The 13,919-nt window shown below is 69.4% G+C and carries 15 protein-coding genes and 1 other RNA gene; 9 read left to right on the top strand and 7 right to left on the bottom strand.

Annotated features, from left to right (window positions below):
- Positions 1 to 16: 16 nt before the first annotated feature.
- The 3 genes from EP26_RS15045 to hflK all read right to left on the bottom strand — a co-directional run bounded on the left by EP26_RS15045 (position 17) and on the right by hflK (position 3,813).
- Positions 17 to 1,600 (bottom strand): DegQ family serine endoprotease, encoded by a 1,584-nt coding sequence (locus EP26_RS15045; RefSeq protein ID WP_043339610.1) that lies wholly within the window; start codon positions 1,598 to 1,600, stop codon positions 17 to 19.
- 138 nt (positions 1,601 to 1,738) lie between these two features.
- Entirely contained in the window at positions 1,739 to 2,623 is an 885-nt protein-coding gene (gene hflC / locus EP26_RS15040; protein ID WP_043339609.1) for a protease modulator HflC, read from the bottom strand.
- Positions 2,620 to 3,813, bottom strand: a complete 1,194-nt coding sequence (hflK, locus tag EP26_RS15035; protein WP_043339608.1) for an FtsH protease activity modulator HflK — start codon at positions 3,811 to 3,813, stop codon at positions 2,620 to 2,622. The genes hflC and hflK overlap by 4 nt, the downstream gene beginning before the upstream one ends.
- Before the next feature lie 295 nt (positions 3,814 to 4,108).
- On the opposite strand from hflK, the gene apbC reads away from it, so the two are divergent.
- Positions 4,109 to 5,221 (top strand): iron-sulfur cluster carrier protein ApbC, encoded by a 1,113-nt coding sequence (gene apbC, locus EP26_RS15030; protein ID WP_043339607.1) that lies wholly within the window; start codon positions 4,109 to 4,111, stop codon positions 5,219 to 5,221.
- A 393-nt stretch (positions 5,222 to 5,614) separates the two neighbouring features.
- On the opposite strand, the gene EP26_RS15025 is transcribed toward apbC, so the two are convergent.
- Together EP26_RS15025 and thyX are read right to left on the bottom strand one after the other, a co-directional pair.
- Positions 5,615 to 5,923: a hypothetical protein gene (locus tag EP26_RS15025; protein WP_043339606.1), complete on the bottom strand. Its 309-nt coding sequence runs from the start codon at positions 5,921 to 5,923 to the stop codon at positions 5,615 to 5,617.
- Positions 5,920 to 6,861 (bottom strand): FAD-dependent thymidylate synthase, encoded by a 942-nt coding sequence (gene thyX, locus EP26_RS15020; RefSeq protein ID WP_043339604.1) that lies wholly within the window; start codon positions 6,859 to 6,861, stop codon positions 5,920 to 5,922. Before thyX ends, EP26_RS15025 begins: the two co-directional genes overlap by 4 nt.
- 118 nt (positions 6,862 to 6,979) lie before the next feature.
- Here thyX and ssrA point away from each other — a divergent pair.
- The 8 genes from ssrA to EP26_RS14985 all read left to right on the top strand — a co-directional run bounded on the left by ssrA (position 6,980) and on the right by EP26_RS14985 (position 12,357).
- Positions 6,980 to 7,277, top strand: a transfer-messenger RNA (tmRNA) gene (gene ssrA / locus EP26_RS33200).
- A 75-nt stretch (positions 7,278 to 7,352) separates the two neighbouring features.
- Positions 7,353 to 7,838: an SspB family protein gene (locus EP26_RS15015; RefSeq protein ID WP_043339603.1), complete on the top strand. Its 486-nt coding sequence runs from the start codon at positions 7,353 to 7,355 to the stop codon at positions 7,836 to 7,838.
- Positions 7,839 to 8,011: 173 nt separating this feature from the next.
- The gene (locus EP26_RS15010) at positions 8,012 to 9,613 is read left to right on the top strand and encodes a fumarate hydratase (protein ID WP_169747409.1); all 1,602 of its coding nucleotides are present in this window, start codon (positions 8,012 to 8,014) and stop codon (positions 9,611 to 9,613) included.
- Positions 9,613 to 9,864 carry a DUF1272 domain-containing protein gene (locus EP26_RS15005; RefSeq protein WP_043339599.1) on the top strand — a complete coding sequence of 84 codons (252 nt, stop codon included), beginning with the start codon at positions 9,613 to 9,615 and terminating at the stop codon, positions 9,862 to 9,864. The genes EP26_RS15010 and EP26_RS15005 overlap by 1 nt, the downstream gene beginning before the upstream one ends.
- 5 nt (positions 9,865 to 9,869) lie before the next feature.
- On the top strand, positions 9,870 to 10,265 hold the full coding sequence (locus EP26_RS15000) for a RidA family protein (RefSeq protein ID WP_043339598.1): 396 nt from the start codon (positions 9,870 to 9,872) through the stop codon (positions 10,263 to 10,265).
- Positions 10,265 to 10,663 carry a VOC family protein gene (locus EP26_RS14995; RefSeq protein ID WP_043339596.1) on the top strand — a complete coding sequence of 133 codons (399 nt, stop codon included), beginning with the start codon at positions 10,265 to 10,267 and terminating at the stop codon, positions 10,661 to 10,663. Before EP26_RS15000 ends, EP26_RS14995 begins: the two co-directional genes overlap by 1 nt.
- 73 nt (positions 10,664 to 10,736) lie before the next feature.
- The gene (locus EP26_RS14990) at positions 10,737 to 12,143 is read left to right on the top strand and encodes a class II fumarate hydratase (RefSeq protein WP_043339594.1); all 1,407 of its coding nucleotides are present in this window, start codon (positions 10,737 to 10,739) and stop codon (positions 12,141 to 12,143) included.
- The gene (locus EP26_RS14985) at positions 12,136 to 12,357 is read left to right on the top strand and encodes a ribbon-helix-helix domain-containing protein (RefSeq protein ID WP_043339593.1); all 222 of its coding nucleotides are present in this window, start codon (positions 12,136 to 12,138) and stop codon (positions 12,355 to 12,357) included. Before EP26_RS14990 ends, EP26_RS14985 begins: the two co-directional genes overlap by 8 nt.
- On the opposite strand, the gene EP26_RS14980 is transcribed toward EP26_RS14985, so the two are convergent.
- A complete protein-coding gene (locus EP26_RS14980; RefSeq protein WP_043339592.1) occupies positions 12,354 to 12,686 on the bottom strand; it encodes a hypothetical protein in 333 nt (110 codons plus the stop codon). The two genes, EP26_RS14985 and EP26_RS14980, sit on opposite strands and share 4 nt — an antisense overlap.
- Positions 12,687 to 12,727: 41 nt before the next feature.
- Positions 12,728 to 13,882 (bottom strand): acyl-CoA dehydrogenase family protein, encoded by a 1,155-nt coding sequence (locus EP26_RS14975; protein ID WP_043339591.1) that lies wholly within the window; start codon positions 13,880 to 13,882, stop codon positions 12,728 to 12,730.
- Positions 13,883 to 13,919 lie beyond the last annotated feature (37 nt).

Genomic DNA, 13,919 nt, shown 5'->3' with positions numbered 1-13,919 from the left:
GCGACGCCTTGACCTGTCAGCCCGGGCTGCCCCGCTCGCCGCGCAGCCGCAGCGGGACGAAGCGCTGGCCCTGCGCCGTCTCGATCAGCAGCAGCGCGCTCGGGCGGTTCTGCCGGCGGAGCTGCTCCAGCTTCGCCTGGACCTCCTGCGGAGTCGTCACCCGCTCCTGCTGCACCTCGACGATGACGTCGCCAGGGCGCAACTCCCGCTCGGCGGCGGGGCTGTCGGGTGCCACCTCCATGACGACCACGCCGCGCTGGTCCGGCTTTAGGCTGAACCGCTCCCGCGTCTCCGGCGAGATCGGCGCGACGCGGAGGCCGAGGCCAGACAGCTCCGTCGGCCGGTTCGCCTGCGGAGCAGGCGTCGCCGCGGCTTGCTGCGGCTCGGCCGGCAGCTCGCCGACAGTGACGTTGACGGTTTGCTCGCGCCCGTCGCGCCAGACCACCACCGGCACCGGCCGGCCGACCGGCGTCTCCGCCACGATGCGCGGCAGGGTGCGCATCTCCCGCACGTCCTGGCCGTTGAAGCGCAGGACCACGTCCCCGTTGCGGATGCCGGCCTTGGCCGCCGGACCGTCCTCCTGGGCACGGGCCACCAGCGCGCCGCGGCCGCCGCCCTGAAGGCCGAGGCTCTCGGCGATCTCGTCCGTCACCTGCTGGATGTTCACGCCGAGCCAGCCGCGCCGCACCTTGCCCGTCTCGCGGAGCTGAGCGGTGATGTTGCGCGCCAGGTTGGAGGGGATGGAGAAGCCGATGCCGATCGATCCGCCGGAAGGCGAGTAGATCGCGGTGTTGATTCCGACGACCTGGCCGTCCAGGTTGAACAGCGGCCCGCCGGAATTGCCGCGGTTGATGGCGGCATCGGTTTGAATGAAGTCGTCATACATGCCCTGGCGGATGTCCCGCCCGCGGGCCGAGACGATGCCGGCCGTGACCGTGCCGCCGAGGCCGAAGGGGTTGCCGATCGCCAGCACCCAGTCGCCGACCTGCGCCGAGTCGCTGTCGCCGAACTGCACGGCATGCAGCGGCTTGTCGGTCTTGATCCGCAGCACGGCGAGGTCGGTCCGCGGGTCGGTGCCCAGAAGCTCCGCCCGGATCGACGTGTTGTCCTGGAGGATGACGTTGATCTCGTCGGCGCCGTCGATGACGTGGTTGTTGGTCACCACGATGCCGCTGGTGTCGATGATGAAGCCGGAGCCGAGCGACTGCGCCCGGCGCGGCCGCTGCTGCTCCGGCCCCTGCCCCGGCTGGCCGGGCTGCCCCGGCCGGTTGCGGTTGAAGAAGTCCCGGAAGAATTCCTCGAAGGGGCTGCCGGGCGGGGCCTGCGGCATGTCCGGCGCATCCGGCCGGTTGGCCCGGGCCTGGGAATTCTGGGTCGTCGAGATGTTCACCACCGCCGGCAGAAGCTGGCGTGCCAGCGGCGCGAAGGAGGGCGGCACGTCCCGCATGGGCATCGCCGGCGGCGCATTGGTGGGCGGTGCCGCGGCGGGGGGGGCGGGCAGCGGCGCCACCTGTGCGGGCGCGGTCGGCGCGGGCTGGCCCTGGGCCAGCGCGGGCAGGCCGGCGATCATCAGGGCGAGGACGGGATGGGCTAGGCGCATCGGGGACACCTCGATTGCGAAGGGATGCCGGCTCAACGCGGCACCGACCGGAAGGGCTGAGGTTAGGCGAGATGGTGACGGAGCGCTAAAGGGCCAGCCGGGAACGGGGGCGCGGTCCGGCACCGCGCCCCCCGCCCGTCATGGCGTCCGGGTCTGACCGGGCGCCGGGATGCTGCGGAAATACTTGAAGAAGTCGCTCTCCGGGCTCAGCAGCATCCGCGTGTCGCCATCGGAGAAGGCCTCCCGCATCGCCTGCATGGTCCGCCAGAACTGGAAGAACTCCGGGTCCTGCTGGAAGGCCTCGGCGAAGATGCGGATGGCTGTCTGCTCGCCCTGGCCGCGCAGGATCTCGGCCTGCGACTGAGCCTCGGCGATCAGCACCGTCCGGTCGCGCTCGGCCGCGGCGCGGATGCGCTGGGCCTGCTCGGCACCTTCCGCCCGCTGCTCGCGGGCGACGCGCTCGCGCTCCGACTGCATGCGGGAGAGGATGGCCTGGGTGTTCTCCTCCGGCAGGTCGGCGCGGCGGATGCGGACGTCTGTCACCTCGATGCCAAAGCTCTGCGCCTCGGTGTTCACCCGCTGGCGGATCTCGCCCATGATCCGGGCACGATCGGCCGAGAGCACCGCCAGCAGCGTCTCGCTGCCGAGGGTGTTCCGCAGCGTCGAGGAAACGATCGGCCCGAGCCGCAGGCGGATGCCGTTCTCGGTCGCGCCCACCGTCTGGTAGAAGCGCAGCGGGTCGGTGATGCGGTAGCGGGTGAAGGTATCCACCACGATCCGCCGCTGGTCGCCGAGGATCACCTCCTGCCCCTGCGCGTCGAAGTCGAGCAGGCGGCGGTCGAAGGCGATCACGGTCTGGATGAAGGGTACCTTCATGTTCAGCCCCGGCTCCCGCACCACCCGGCGCGGCTCGCCGAACTGGGTGATCAGCACCTGCTGCGTCTGGTGCACGGTGAAGAGCGAGGAGAGGACGGCGAACAGCGCAAAAAGCAGAACCAAACCGGCAATGGAAAGGCGGTTCATCGGGTGCCTCCCTGCGTCTGCGCGCCACGCGGCATGCTGGGCAGCGTCGGCACCGAGGAGGGAGCTGGGCGGTTGCCGCCACGGGCCGGCGGGTCCGTCAGGTTCAGGAAAGGCACCAGCCCCTGCAGCCGGTCATCCACGATGACCTTCGGGTTGCGCCGCAGGATGTCCTCCATGGTTTCGAGATAGAGTCGGCGCATCGTGATGTCCTGGGCCTGGCGATAGGCGCCGAGCACGCTGACGAAGCGCGTCGCCTCGCCCCTGGCGCGGGCCTCCTGGCTGTCGCGATAGCCCTGGGCCTCCTGGATCATCCGCTCCGCCTCGCCGCGGGCGCGGGGGATGATGTCGTTGCGGTAGGCCTCGGCCTCGTTGCGGGAGCGCTCCTTGTCAGCCGCGGCGCGCTGCACGTCGCGGAAGGCCTCAATCACCTCGGCGGGCGGGTCCACCTTCTGCAGCTGCACCTGGGTGACGACGACGCCTGCCTTGTACTGGTCGAGGATCGCCTGGGTGCCCTGGGCCACCTGGGTCTCGATCTGGGCGCGCGCCTCGGTCAGCGCCGGCTGGATCGGCGTGCGGCCGATCACCTCGCGCATCATGCTCTCGGCGGCCGATTTGATGGTGTTTTCCGGGTTCCGGGTGTTGAACAGGAACTCGGAGGCGTCGCGAACGCGCCAGCGCACTACGAAATCGATGTCGATGATGTTCTCGTCGCCGGTCAACATCAGCGACTCCTCCCGCACGTCGCGGCCGGCGCCGGCCCGGGGGGCGCTGGCATCGGCCGAGCGGAAGCCGATGAAGACCAGGTTCTCGGTCGTGACGCGCGGGGTCAGCGCCGTCTCGACCGGCCAGGGGATGTGGTAGTTCAGGCCGGGCGGGGCATTGCGGTGATAGGCGCCGAAGCGCAGCACTACGCCCTCCTCATCGGGCTGGACGCGGTAGATGCCGCTCGCCGCCCAGACGCCGAGGACGAGAAGCGCCAGCAGCGCAGCGGCGCGCCCGCTGCCGCCGCCACGCGGCGTGCGAAGAAAGCCCCGTACCCAGTCCTGCGCGCGGCGGATCAGGTCGTCGAGGTCAGGTCCCGGCCCGCCCGGACCGCGGCCGCCCCCCGGAGGCCCGGGTGGAGGTGTCCCCCACGGCCCGCCCGGTCGGGGATTTCCCCAAGGGCTGGGTCCGCCACTGTTCAGCGCCATCGTTTGGTCCGGCCTCCACCGTTTGATGTTCTGGCCGCCGGCAGGACCCTGGACACGCTCTGCGGCGCGTTTGGGGCTGGATGCGCGACGGCACCCGGCCAATATGACACGCCCGGCCGGGCGACGGGTGCCTGCACGCCAGAACAGGTCGCGAAGGGGCAGATGCCCGCAGCGTGAGTCCGTTCTGCGAGGAACAGGCCAGGACGGTTGGCATGTCGATCCGGACATGCCAACCGTCCTGGCCACGCGTTCCAGGCGGGCGCGATATTGGCCGGAAACGAGGGGTTTTCAAGCGATGTCCGAACAACTGGTCGATACGGTGCGGAATGCGCTGCGCGCGGTGCGCGATCCGGCGACGGGGCAGGACATCGTTTCCTCCGGCATGGTGCAGGGGCTGGCGGCACGCGACGGGCTCGTGCAGTTCGCCCTCGCCGTACCGCGCGAGCGGGCGCCGCAGATGGAGCCGCTGCGCCTCGCCGCTGAGCAGGCCGCGGCCGCCATCCCCGGTGTGCTGAGCGCGACAGCGGTGCTGACCGCGCATCGCCCGGCGCCGGCGGCCCCCGCCGCGCCGCCGCGCCCTAGCCCCAAGGGCCCCGCCGGCCAGGGCCCGATGCTGTTGCCCGAGGTGCGGAAGATCGTCGCCGTCGCCTCCGGCAAGGGCGGGGTCGGCAAGTCCACGACGGCGGTGAACCTCGCCGTCGCACTGGCCGCCGAGGGGCTGAAGGTCGGGCTGCTCGACGCCGACATCTTCGGCCCCTCCCTTCCCCAGATGCTCGGCACCCGCGAGCGGCCGCGCACCGAGGGCCAGCGGATCATCCCGATCAGCCGTTGGGGGCTGAAGGCCATGTCCATCGGCTTCCTCGTCGAGGAAGAGACGGCGATGATCTGGCGTGGCCCGATGGTGATGGGCGCACTCGAGCAGCTCATGGGCCAGGTGGAGTGGGGCGCGCTCGACATCATGGTGGTGGACATGCCGCCCGGCACCGGCGACGCGCAGCTCACCATGTCGCAGCGGGTGCCGCTGGCCGGCGCCGTCATCGTCTCGACGCCGCAGGACGTGGCGCTGATCGACGCGCGGCGCGGGGTGAAGATGTTCGAGAAGGTCCATGTCCCCGTGCTCGGGGTAATCGAGAACATGTCCTACTACTGCTGCCCGAATTGCGGGCATCGGGACGAGCTCTTCGGCCATGGCGGCGCGCGGGCCGAGGCGGAGCGGATGGGCGTCGAATTCCTCGGCGAGCTGCCACTCAAGCTCGAGATCCGCACGTTGGCCGATGCCGGCACCCCGATCGTCGCCGCAAGGCCGGAGACGGAGGAGGCGCAGGCCTATCGCCGGATGGCCACCCGGCTCTGGACCAAGCTGAACGTCGCAGAAGCGCCGATTGGGCCGCGGATTTTTATTGAGTAGTGCCAGTTAGCCAGGGCGGGCCATAGTGCCCGCCCCAACCGAAACGCTTCAGCGTTTACGGTCGCTACGATGCTCCGCTCGTTCATGGAGACGGACCGCAACCCAACCCAGGGTCACAACCACCACCGGCATAACGGCGAAGGCAAGAATATAATATTCGTTCAAGCCTTGAGTCCTGCGAGCACCCGTCGCGCCAGGAGATGTGGTGCAACGGCACCCGCAAGCCAACAACCTGAGCCAATCAACAGGTAAATAGGAGGCACCGCCTACTCCAGAATGCCTGCGCCGTATGGCAAGCCAGACAAGGGTGCCAGGATGCCAACGGCAACGCAGGCAGTTGAGGCGCGGTCCAATGCATTTGCAGGAGTTTAGTACGCTCGTTGAAAACGAGGCTCATTGCCGCGGCGCCGTCCAGCGCCCGAGCAAAACGCCGAGCAGCAGCATCCCGCCCAGCAGCGCCACCACCTCGCCGAACAGGGCATGGGCCAGCGGCAGGCCGATCAGCACGGCGAAGACCAGCACGCCGACCCAAAGCCAGCGCCGCCAGCCCGTGAAGGGAGAAACCGGCGCGGGCGTGCGGGAGGCGCGTGGGGCGGCAGGCCGGCCGGCCGGGCGGCTGGCGCGTGGGGCGCGGGGCTTTGGCGAGGAACGGGCGGTGCCGGCCGGGCTGCCGGCATCCCTGCCGCCATGGCTCCGGCTCATGCGGCAGGGCGCCCCAGCATCTCCATCAGCTCGCGCCATTCCCGCTTGGAGAGGCCGCTGCCGGGCTGTTCCACCGCCTCGCCCGCCAGCATCCGCCGAACGATCGCCAGCATCCCGGCCGAGAGCGTCGCCGCGCCCATGCGGTAATCGACAAAGGCCTCGTGGCAAGCCGGGACCCATGCCTTCACCATCTCCAGCATGGCATCGGCATAGGCGCGGATCTCGTACTGGGCATGGGAATCGGCGCGCAGCGAGAGGAAGTTGAGAAGGTTGTGGAGGTCAGCCTTCCAGTACCACTGGGTATAGGTGTTGAGCGTCAGGTTCATCCGCGCCAGCTCTCGTGCCAGGCCCTGGCGGGCGGGATCGGCCGGATTGCCCTCGGCATCCTCGTTCAGCATCCAGGCGTAGTGGTCATAGGCCTGCATGGCGTCGCCGCGCAGCAGGTCGAGCACCCGCGCCGCCTCTTCGCCCGATAGAATATCGCCGCGGCCCTGGCGGTTGGCGGTGGATTGCGCGGCAAGCTGGTCGGGCGCGGGGATGTAGAATTCCCGGTCGAGGATGGAATAGCGCGCCGAGTACTCGTTCACGTTCGCGGTGCGGTGGCGGATCCATTGCCGCGCGATGAAGATCGGCAGCTTCACATGGAACTTAATCTCGCACATCTCGAAGGGCGTCGAGTGACGATGCCGCATCAAGTAGCGGATCAGGCCGCGATCCTCATTGGCGGCGCGCGTGCCACGGCCATAGGAGACGCGGGCGGCCTGCACCACCGCCGCGTCGTCGCCCATATAATCGATGACGCGGACGAAGCCGTGGTCGAGCACCGGCACCGCCTGGTAGAGCAGCGCCTCGAGCCCGGGTGCCACGGGGCGACGGGTGCGGCCCTCGGCGGCGCGGGCGGCCTCGATCTCCTGTTGCTGGTCGTCGGTAAGCGGCATCGCGGTCCCCTGTGCTGGCCCGCGGTGTAACCCAGCCCCGCCGGCCGCGCCACGGTGACGGCGAGGAGTGTGGCGCGGCTGCATCGCGCCATCATTCACCGCGACATGAGCTGTCTTACCCCTCGAATTCCGCTGCCGGAGCGCCTACATCCCGTGGGTCGCTTCGGCGACTATGGTGATAAACACGGTCTGAAATAATCGTTGCGGACCCGGGGGCAGTGCCCGGCGCCTCCACCATAACGGGGGCGAAACAGGCTCGACGCGCGTGGTAAAGAGACCGCTTTTGCCCGGCATGGTTCCGCCGTCATCGGGCCGATTCTAAGTGCGAACGATAACAGCCGCGAGGCTGTCGCACTCGCTGCCTAGGAATAGGTAAGCGCGGCTCGGGGGGCGCCGGGCAACAGAAGCCCCCCACTTTCTGCTTGTCGATCTTATACTCCCACTTCCGTGATCGAGTAAAATCGCATTATATGAAGGAGGGAGTTCGATGCATGAGCGATTCGCCAACCCGTCCTGAAAGCCTGCTTCCTTACGCCCTGTGGACGGAGGAAGCCTTACGTGTCGTCGTACAGGACGCGCTGGCGCATGCCGCCAAGCATGGGCTGCCCGGTGAGCACCATTTCTACATCACCTTCCGCACCGACCATCCGGGCGTTGCCATGCCCGGTCATCTCCGCGCCCGCTACCCTCAGGAGATGACGGTCGTACTGCAGCACAAATTCTGGGACCTCTCCGTGGACCGCGCGGCCGGCATCTTCTCGGTCGGCCTGTCCTTTGGCGGCGTCCCGGCCATGCTGACCGTACCCTTCGCCGCGCTCACCGCCTTCGCCGACCCCTCGGTCCGCTTCGGCCTGCGCTTCCAGGCGATGCCGGCGCAGGAGACAGCGCCGGAGCCCGAGCCTGCCGTCGCGGCCGCGTCCGGGCCCAGCCAGGTCGTCAGCCTCGACAGCTTCCGCCGCCGGCCGGCCCGCGACTGATCCTCTCCGGTTGGCTTGGCTCCGCCTCTGGGCTAATGCCGGGTGATGATCGCGCCGCCGGTGGCTCATCGGTGGCGCCCCCTGCGCGGAGACCGCCCGTGACCCCTCCCCTCGATGTAGACGCTGGCCCGGTGTCGGCGCCCGCCCGCCCGTCCGGCTTCCAGTACAGCCCGATGTTCCCGCTGGCGGAGGATGGCACGCCCTGGCGCCGCCTGCCGATCGAGGGCGTCCGCACCGTCGAGGTCGATAGCAAGACCGTGCTGAAGGTCCCGGCCAAGGCCCTTGAGGAGTTGGCCTTCCAGGCCTGCCGCGACGTCTCCCACCTGCTGCGCCCCGGCCACCTGCAGCAGCTCGCCAATATCCTGAATGACCCGGAGGCGAGCGCCAACGACCGCTTCGTCGCGCTCGACCTGCTGAAGAACGCGAACATCGCCGCCGGCGGCGTGCTGCCGATGTGCCAGGACACCGGCACCGCCATCGTCTTCGGAAAGAAGGGCCAGCGCGTCTGGGTCGAGGGCGACGAGGAGGAGGCGCTGAGCTTCGGCGTCCACCGCACCTATACCGAGACCAACCTGCGCTACTCGCAGATGGCGCCGCTTTCGATGTTCGAGGAGGTGAATACCGGCAACAACCTGCCGGTCGACTTCTCCATCATGGCGCAGCCGGGCGAGCACCATGCGGACGAATTCCACATGATGTTCGTGCTCAAGGGCGGCGGCTCGGCCAACAAGACCTTCCTCTACCAGCAGACGCGCGCGGTGCTGAACAAGCCGAAGCTGCTCGCCTTCCTTGAGGAGAAGATCAAGACCCTCGGCACCAGCGCCTGCCCGCCCTACCACCTGGCGATCGTCATTGGCGGCACCACGGCCGAGACCACTCTGAAGACGGTGAAGCTGGCCTCCACGCGCTGGCTCGACACCCTCCCCACCCAGGGCGACAAGTCCGGCCACGCCATCCGCGACCCGGAGCTGGAGGCGGAGGTCCACAAGCTGACGCAGAACCTCGGCATCGGCGCGCAGTTCGGCGGCAAGTATTTCTGCCACGACGTGCGGGTGATCCGTCTGCCGCGGCATGGCGCGTCGCTGCCCATCGGCATCGGCGTCTCGTGCTCGGCCGACCGGCAGGTGAAGGCGAAGATCACCCCCAAGGGCGTCTTCCTCGAGCAGCTGGAGCACGACCCGGCGCATTACCTGCCGGAGGCGACGGACAGCATCCTCGGTGGCGACGTGGTCCGCATCGACCTGAACCGGCCGATGAGCGAGATCCGCGCCGAGCTGTCGAAGCACCCGGTGAAGACCCGCGTCTCGCTGACCGGCACGGTGGTCGTCGCTCGCGACATCGCCCATGCCAAGCTGCAGGAGCGGCTGGACCGCGGCGAGGGCTTGCCGGACTACATCAAGAACCATCCCGTCTATTACGCCGGCCCGGCCAAGACGCCGGAGGGCTATGCGACGGGCAGCTTCGGCCCGACGACGGCCGGGCGGATGGACAGCTATGTCGCCGCCTTCCAGGCCGCCGGCGGCAGCCTCGTCATGCTGGCAAAGGGCAACCGCAGCAAGGCGGTGCTGAATGCCTGCAAGCAGTATGGCGGCTTCTACCTTGGCTCGGTCGGCGGCCCGGCGGCGCGGCTGGCGCAGGACTGCATTAGGAAGGTCGAGGTGCTGGAATACCCCGAGCTCGGCATGGAGGCGGTCTGGCGCATCGAGGTCGAGGACTTCCCGGCCTTCATCGTGGTCGATGACAAGGGGAACGACTTCTACGAAGGGCTTGAGTGATGCTGGAGCTCCGCCCCAACTGCGAATGCTGCGGGCGGGACCTGCCGCCCGAGAGCCGGGAGGCGCTGATCTGCTCCTTCGAATGCACCTGGTGCCGGGACTGCGCGGCGAATCGCCTGCCCGGCGGGCTCTGCCCGAATTGCGGCGGCGAGCTGGCGGCGCGGCCGATCCGGCCCGCCGGCAAGCTCGAACGCTTCCCCGCCGCCACGGCGCGCAAGCGCTCCTCCCTCCCCGCCTGCGCCGGAGCCTGAACGCCATGGCCCGCATCCATATCTCCTCCGGCTCCCGCTTCGAGGAGGAGATCGGCTATTCCCGCGCCGTGGTCGATGGCGACCATGTCTGGGTCTCCGGCACCACCGGCTACGACTACGCCCGCATGACTATCGAGGACGATGTCGTGGCCCAGGCCGACCAGGCCTTCCGCAACATCGCCGCCGCCTTGGCCCAGGCCGGCGCCAGCCTCGATGACGTGGTGCGGGTGCTCTTCATCGTGCCGCGCCGCGAGGATTGGGAACCCTGCTGGCCGGTGGTGAAGCGCCATCTCGGCAAGGCCCGCCCCGCCTCCACCCTCATCCATGCCGGGCTGCAGACCGATGCCATGCGCATCGAGATCGAGGTCACGGCCCGGCTGCCCAACAAGGGATCCGCCTGATGCGCTTCGCGGTCGACCGGCTGGACCATCTCGTCATCAACTGCCGGGACCTGGAGGTCATGGCCTCCTGGTACCAGCGCGTCCTTGGGATGGAGCGGGAGGATTTCGGGTCCCCACCGCGGATTGCGCTGAAATTCGGCGGGCAGAAGATCAACCTCCGCCCCGCCGATGCCCCGACGGAGGAATGGATCGCCGCTGCCCGCTGCGAGCCCGGCACGCAGGACCTTTGCTTCGTCGTCGCGGTCTCGCCGGAGGAGATCGTCGGCCAATTCCATGCCTGCGGCGTCACCATCGAACTCGGCCCGGTCACCCGCACCGGCGCGCTGGGCGCCATGGGCTCGGTCTATTGCCGGGACCCGGAGGGCAACCTGATCGAGGTTTCCTCCTACTCCGCCTGAGGCGGCCGGGCCGGGCTGACGAACGGCAGGCCCTGCGCCACGTTGGCAGGACGACCGCCAAGGAGACGCCCGCATGGCCGAGACCCGCACCGAGACCGACAGCCTCGGCACCATCGACATCGCCGCCGACCGATACTGGGGCCCGCAGACCGAGCGGGCGCGCCTCCTCTTCCGCATCGGCACGGAGCATTTCACCCCGGCGCTGATTCGTGCCGTCGGCCTGCACAAATGGGCCTGCGCCGAGGCGAACGGCCGACTTGGCGAGCTCCCGGCCGAGCTTGTCGGGCCGATCAAGGACGCCGCGCAGGAGATCGTCGACGGCAAGCGGGACGCCGACTTCCCGCTGCCGATCTGGCAGACCGGCTCCGGCACGCAGACCAACATGAACGCCAACGAGGTCATCTCGAACCGCGCCAACGAGATGCTCGGCCAGCCGCTTGGCAGCCGTAAGCCGGTCCACCCGAACGACCACGTCAACCGGGGCCAATCCTCGAACGACAACTTCCCCACTATGATGCATATCGCCGCCGCCGAGACGGTGGAGGGGCGCCTGCTCCCTGCCCTCGGCCGGCTGCATGCGGCGCTGAACCAGCGCGCCGCCGAATGGGCCGACATCATCAAGGTGGGCCGAACCCATATGATGGACGCGGTGCCGGTCACGCTCGGCCAGGAGGCCGGCGCCTGGGCCCGCCAGGTGGAGCTCGGCCAGGAGCGCCTCCGTGCCACCCTGCCGCGTCTGCTGATGCTGCCCCAGGGCGGCACCGCGGTCGGCACCGGCCTCAACCGCCACCGCGACTTCGACCGCGTCTTCTGCGAGATCGTCGCCGAGCGCACCGGCCTCGCCTTCGCCCCGAACCCGAACAAATTCGAGGGCATGGGCGCGCATGACGCCCTCGTCGAGTTGCAGGGGGCGATGAATGTCATCGCCGTCTCGCTGAACAAGATCGGCAATGATGTTCGCCTGCTCGGCAGCGGCCCACGTTCCGGCCTGTCGGAGCTGGTGGTGCCGGCGGATGGGCTCTCCTCCTCCATCATGCCCGGGAAGACCAACCCTACCCAGGCGGAGGCGCTGACCATGGTCTGCGCCCAGGTGATGGGCAACACCACGACCGTCACCATGGCCGGCGCGCAGAGCTTTCTCGAGCTCAACGTGTTCAAGCCGGTCATCATCCACTGCGTGCTGCAATCGGCGACGTTGCTGGCCGATGCGGCCGAGAGCTTCGCCGAGCACATGGTCCTGAAGCTGGAGCCGGCACGGGAGCGCATCGCCGAGAACCTGGCGAAGTCGCTGATGCTGGTGACGGCGCTGAACCCGCGGATCGGCTACGACAAGGCCGTCGCCATCGGCAAGCTGGCGCTCAAGGAGAACCTGACGCTGAAGGAGGCGGCGCAGCGCCTCGGCCATGTCAGCCCGGAGGATTTCGACCGTTGGGTCCGGCCGGAGGACATGGTCACCCCCGGCGCGACGCTGGATGGGTGAGGAGCAGCATCTCAGGAAACGCAGCTTCCAGCTCGCCGGGCATCGCACCTCTGTGGCGCTGGAGGCGGAATTCTGGGTGGTGCTGGAGGATGTCGCCGTCCGGCGCGGGCAAAGCCTCGCCGGGCTGGTGACGGAGATCGATATGGCCCGCGCCAGCTCCGGTCGGCCGCTGGCGAGCGCCTTGCGGGTCTTCGCCTTGGGGGAAAAGGCCTAGCGCATCCGCGCCGGGGCGGAGACGCCGCCGCCCCCTCCCCCGCCGCCACCACCAAGCGTCGCCGCCAGCACCCCGGCCGCGATGCCGAGCGGTACGCTGATTAGCAGCGAGGTCGGCGTGCCTGTCTCGGCCGGCCGGGGCGCCTGCAGCACCCGTTCGCTGATCGCCCGGCGCGGTCGTCGTGCCGCACCGGGCGAGGCGATGGGCGCCGCGCCCCGTGCCGGAATGGCGATGGAGGCCTCGGCCGGCACCACCATTGCACGCTGCTGCGCCGCCGCTGGCCAGGCCAGGACGATCAGCAGCAGCGGCAGGAGTAGGCGAGGAAACATTCCGATATTCTACCTATCTGGTGCCGTCACCGGCAAGTGGCTTATCGCCGGCCGAGCATCGAGCGGGCGACGATCAGCCGCATCACCTCATTCGTCCCTTCGAGGATGCGGTGGACGCGGAGATCGCGGACGATCTTCTCGATCCCGTATTCCGCCAGGTAGCCATAGCCGCCGAGCAGTTGCAGCGCATCGTCCGCCACCTTGTGGCAGGTATCGGTGACGAAGCGCTTGGCCATGGCGCAGAAGGCGCCGGCATCGGGCGCCTTGGCGTCCAGCTTGCCGCAGGCGCGCCAGAGCAGCGTGCGGCTCGCCTCCAGCTCGGTCCGCATGTCGGCGAGACGGAATTGTGTGTTCTGGAAATCGGCGATCGCCTTGCCGAAGGCCTGCCGCTCCTGGACGTAGGCCAGGGCCTTGTCGAGCGCCGCCTGCGCCCCGCCGAGCGAGCAGGCGGCGATGTTCAGCCGCCCGCCATCCAGCCCGGCCATGGCGAAGCGGAAGCCCTGCCCCTCCTCACCGAGCAGGGCGGAGGCGGGCACGCGGGCGCCGTCGAAGATCAGCTGCCGCGTCGGCTGGGCGTTCCAGCCCATCTTCTTCTCGTTGGCGCCGAAGGAGAGGCCCGGCGTATCCTTCGGCATCAGCAGGGCGGAGACGCCGCCCGGCCCCTCGCCGCCCGTCCGCACCATGGTCAAATAGAGGTCCGAGGCGCCGGCGCCGGAGATGAACTGCTTGGTGCCGTCGAGGATGTAGTGGTCGCCCTCCCGCCGCGCCCGGGTACGCAAGGCGGCGGCGTCGGAGCCGGAGCCCGGCTCGGTCAGCGCGTAGCTGGCGACGAGGCGCATCGGCACCAGCTCCGGCAGCCAACGGGCGCGCTGGGCGTCGTTGCCGAAGCGGTCGATCATCCAGGCGACCATGTTGTGGATGGAGAGATAGGCCGAGACGGTGGGGCAGCCCATCGCCAGCGCCTCGAAGACCACGGCGGCATCGAGCCGCGTCAGCCCCGCCCCGCCGCTCTCCTCCCGCACGTAGAGCGCGGCCATGCCGAGGCTGGCCGCGGCGCGCATCTCCTCCACCGGGAAGTGCCGTGCCTGGTCCCATTCCAGCGCCCGCGGGGCGAGGGTGTCCATGGCGAAGCCGAGCGCGGTCTCCCGCAGTTCCTGCGTCGCCTCGGGCAGTTCGAAGGCCTGGTCGGGCAGCATGGTCGTCCTCCGGATGCCGTCTCTGCGGCTGGGGCGG

The sequence above is a fragment of the Belnapia moabensis DSM 16746 genome (genome assembly GCF_000745835.1).
Taxonomy (GTDB): Bacteria; Pseudomonadota; Alphaproteobacteria; order Acetobacterales; family Acetobacteraceae; genus Belnapia; species Belnapia moabensis.
This window is presented reverse-complemented; position numbering and strand designations above follow the sequence as displayed.

What these genes read in the sequence shown, in the direction of transcription:
- EP26_RS14975 (WP_043339591.1), bottom strand. Translation starts at nt 13,882, where the DNA reads ATGCTGCCCGACCAGGCCTTCGAACTGCCCGAGGCGACGCAGGAACTG.
- EP26_RS14995 (WP_043339596.1), top strand. Translation starts at nt 10,265, where the DNA reads ATGCGCTTCGCGGTCGACCGGCTGGACCATCTCGTCATCAACTGCCGG.
- EP26_RS14985 (WP_043339593.1), top strand. Translation starts at nt 12,136, where the DNA reads ATGGGTGAGGAGCAGCATCTCAGGAAACGCAGCTTCCAGCTCGCCGGG.
- EP26_RS15015 (WP_043339603.1), top strand. Translation starts at nt 7,353, where the DNA reads ATGAGCGATTCGCCAACCCGTCCTGAAAGCCTGCTTCCTTACGCCCTG.
- hflK (WP_043339608.1), bottom strand. Translation starts at nt 3,813, where the DNA reads ATGGCGCTGAACAGTGGCGGACCCAGCCCTTGGGGAAATCCCCGACCG.
- EP26_RS15000 (WP_043339598.1), top strand. Translation starts at nt 9,870, where the DNA reads ATGGCCCGCATCCATATCTCCTCCGGCTCCCGCTTCGAGGAGGAGATC.
- hflC (WP_043339609.1), bottom strand. Translation starts at nt 2,623, where the DNA reads ATGAACCGCCTTTCCATTGCCGGTTTGGTTCTGCTTTTTGCGCTGTTC.
- apbC (WP_043339607.1), top strand. Translation starts at nt 4,109, where the DNA reads ATGTCCGAACAACTGGTCGATACGGTGCGGAATGCGCTGCGCGCGGTG.
- EP26_RS15045 (WP_043339610.1), bottom strand. Translation starts at nt 1,600, where the DNA reads ATGCGCCTAGCCCATCCCGTCCTCGCCCTGATGATCGCCGGCCTGCCC.
- EP26_RS14990 (WP_043339594.1), top strand. Translation starts at nt 10,737, where the DNA reads ATGGCCGAGACCCGCACCGAGACCGACAGCCTCGGCACCATCGACATC.
- EP26_RS15005 (WP_043339599.1), top strand. Translation starts at nt 9,613, where the DNA reads ATGCTGGAGCTCCGCCCCAACTGCGAATGCTGCGGGCGGGACCTGCCG.
- EP26_RS14980 (WP_043339592.1), bottom strand. Translation starts at nt 12,686, where the DNA reads ATGTTTCCTCGCCTACTCCTGCCGCTGCTGCTGATCGTCCTGGCCTGG.
- EP26_RS15025 (WP_043339606.1), bottom strand. Translation starts at nt 5,923, where the DNA reads ATGAGCCGGAGCCATGGCGGCAGGGATGCCGGCAGCCCGGCCGGCACC.
- EP26_RS15010 (WP_169747409.1), top strand. Translation starts at nt 8,012, where the DNA reads ATGTTCCCGCTGGCGGAGGATGGCACGCCCTGGCGCCGCCTGCCGATC.
- thyX (WP_043339604.1), bottom strand. Translation starts at nt 6,861, where the DNA reads ATGCCGCTTACCGACGACCAGCAACAGGAGATCGAGGCCGCCCGCGCC.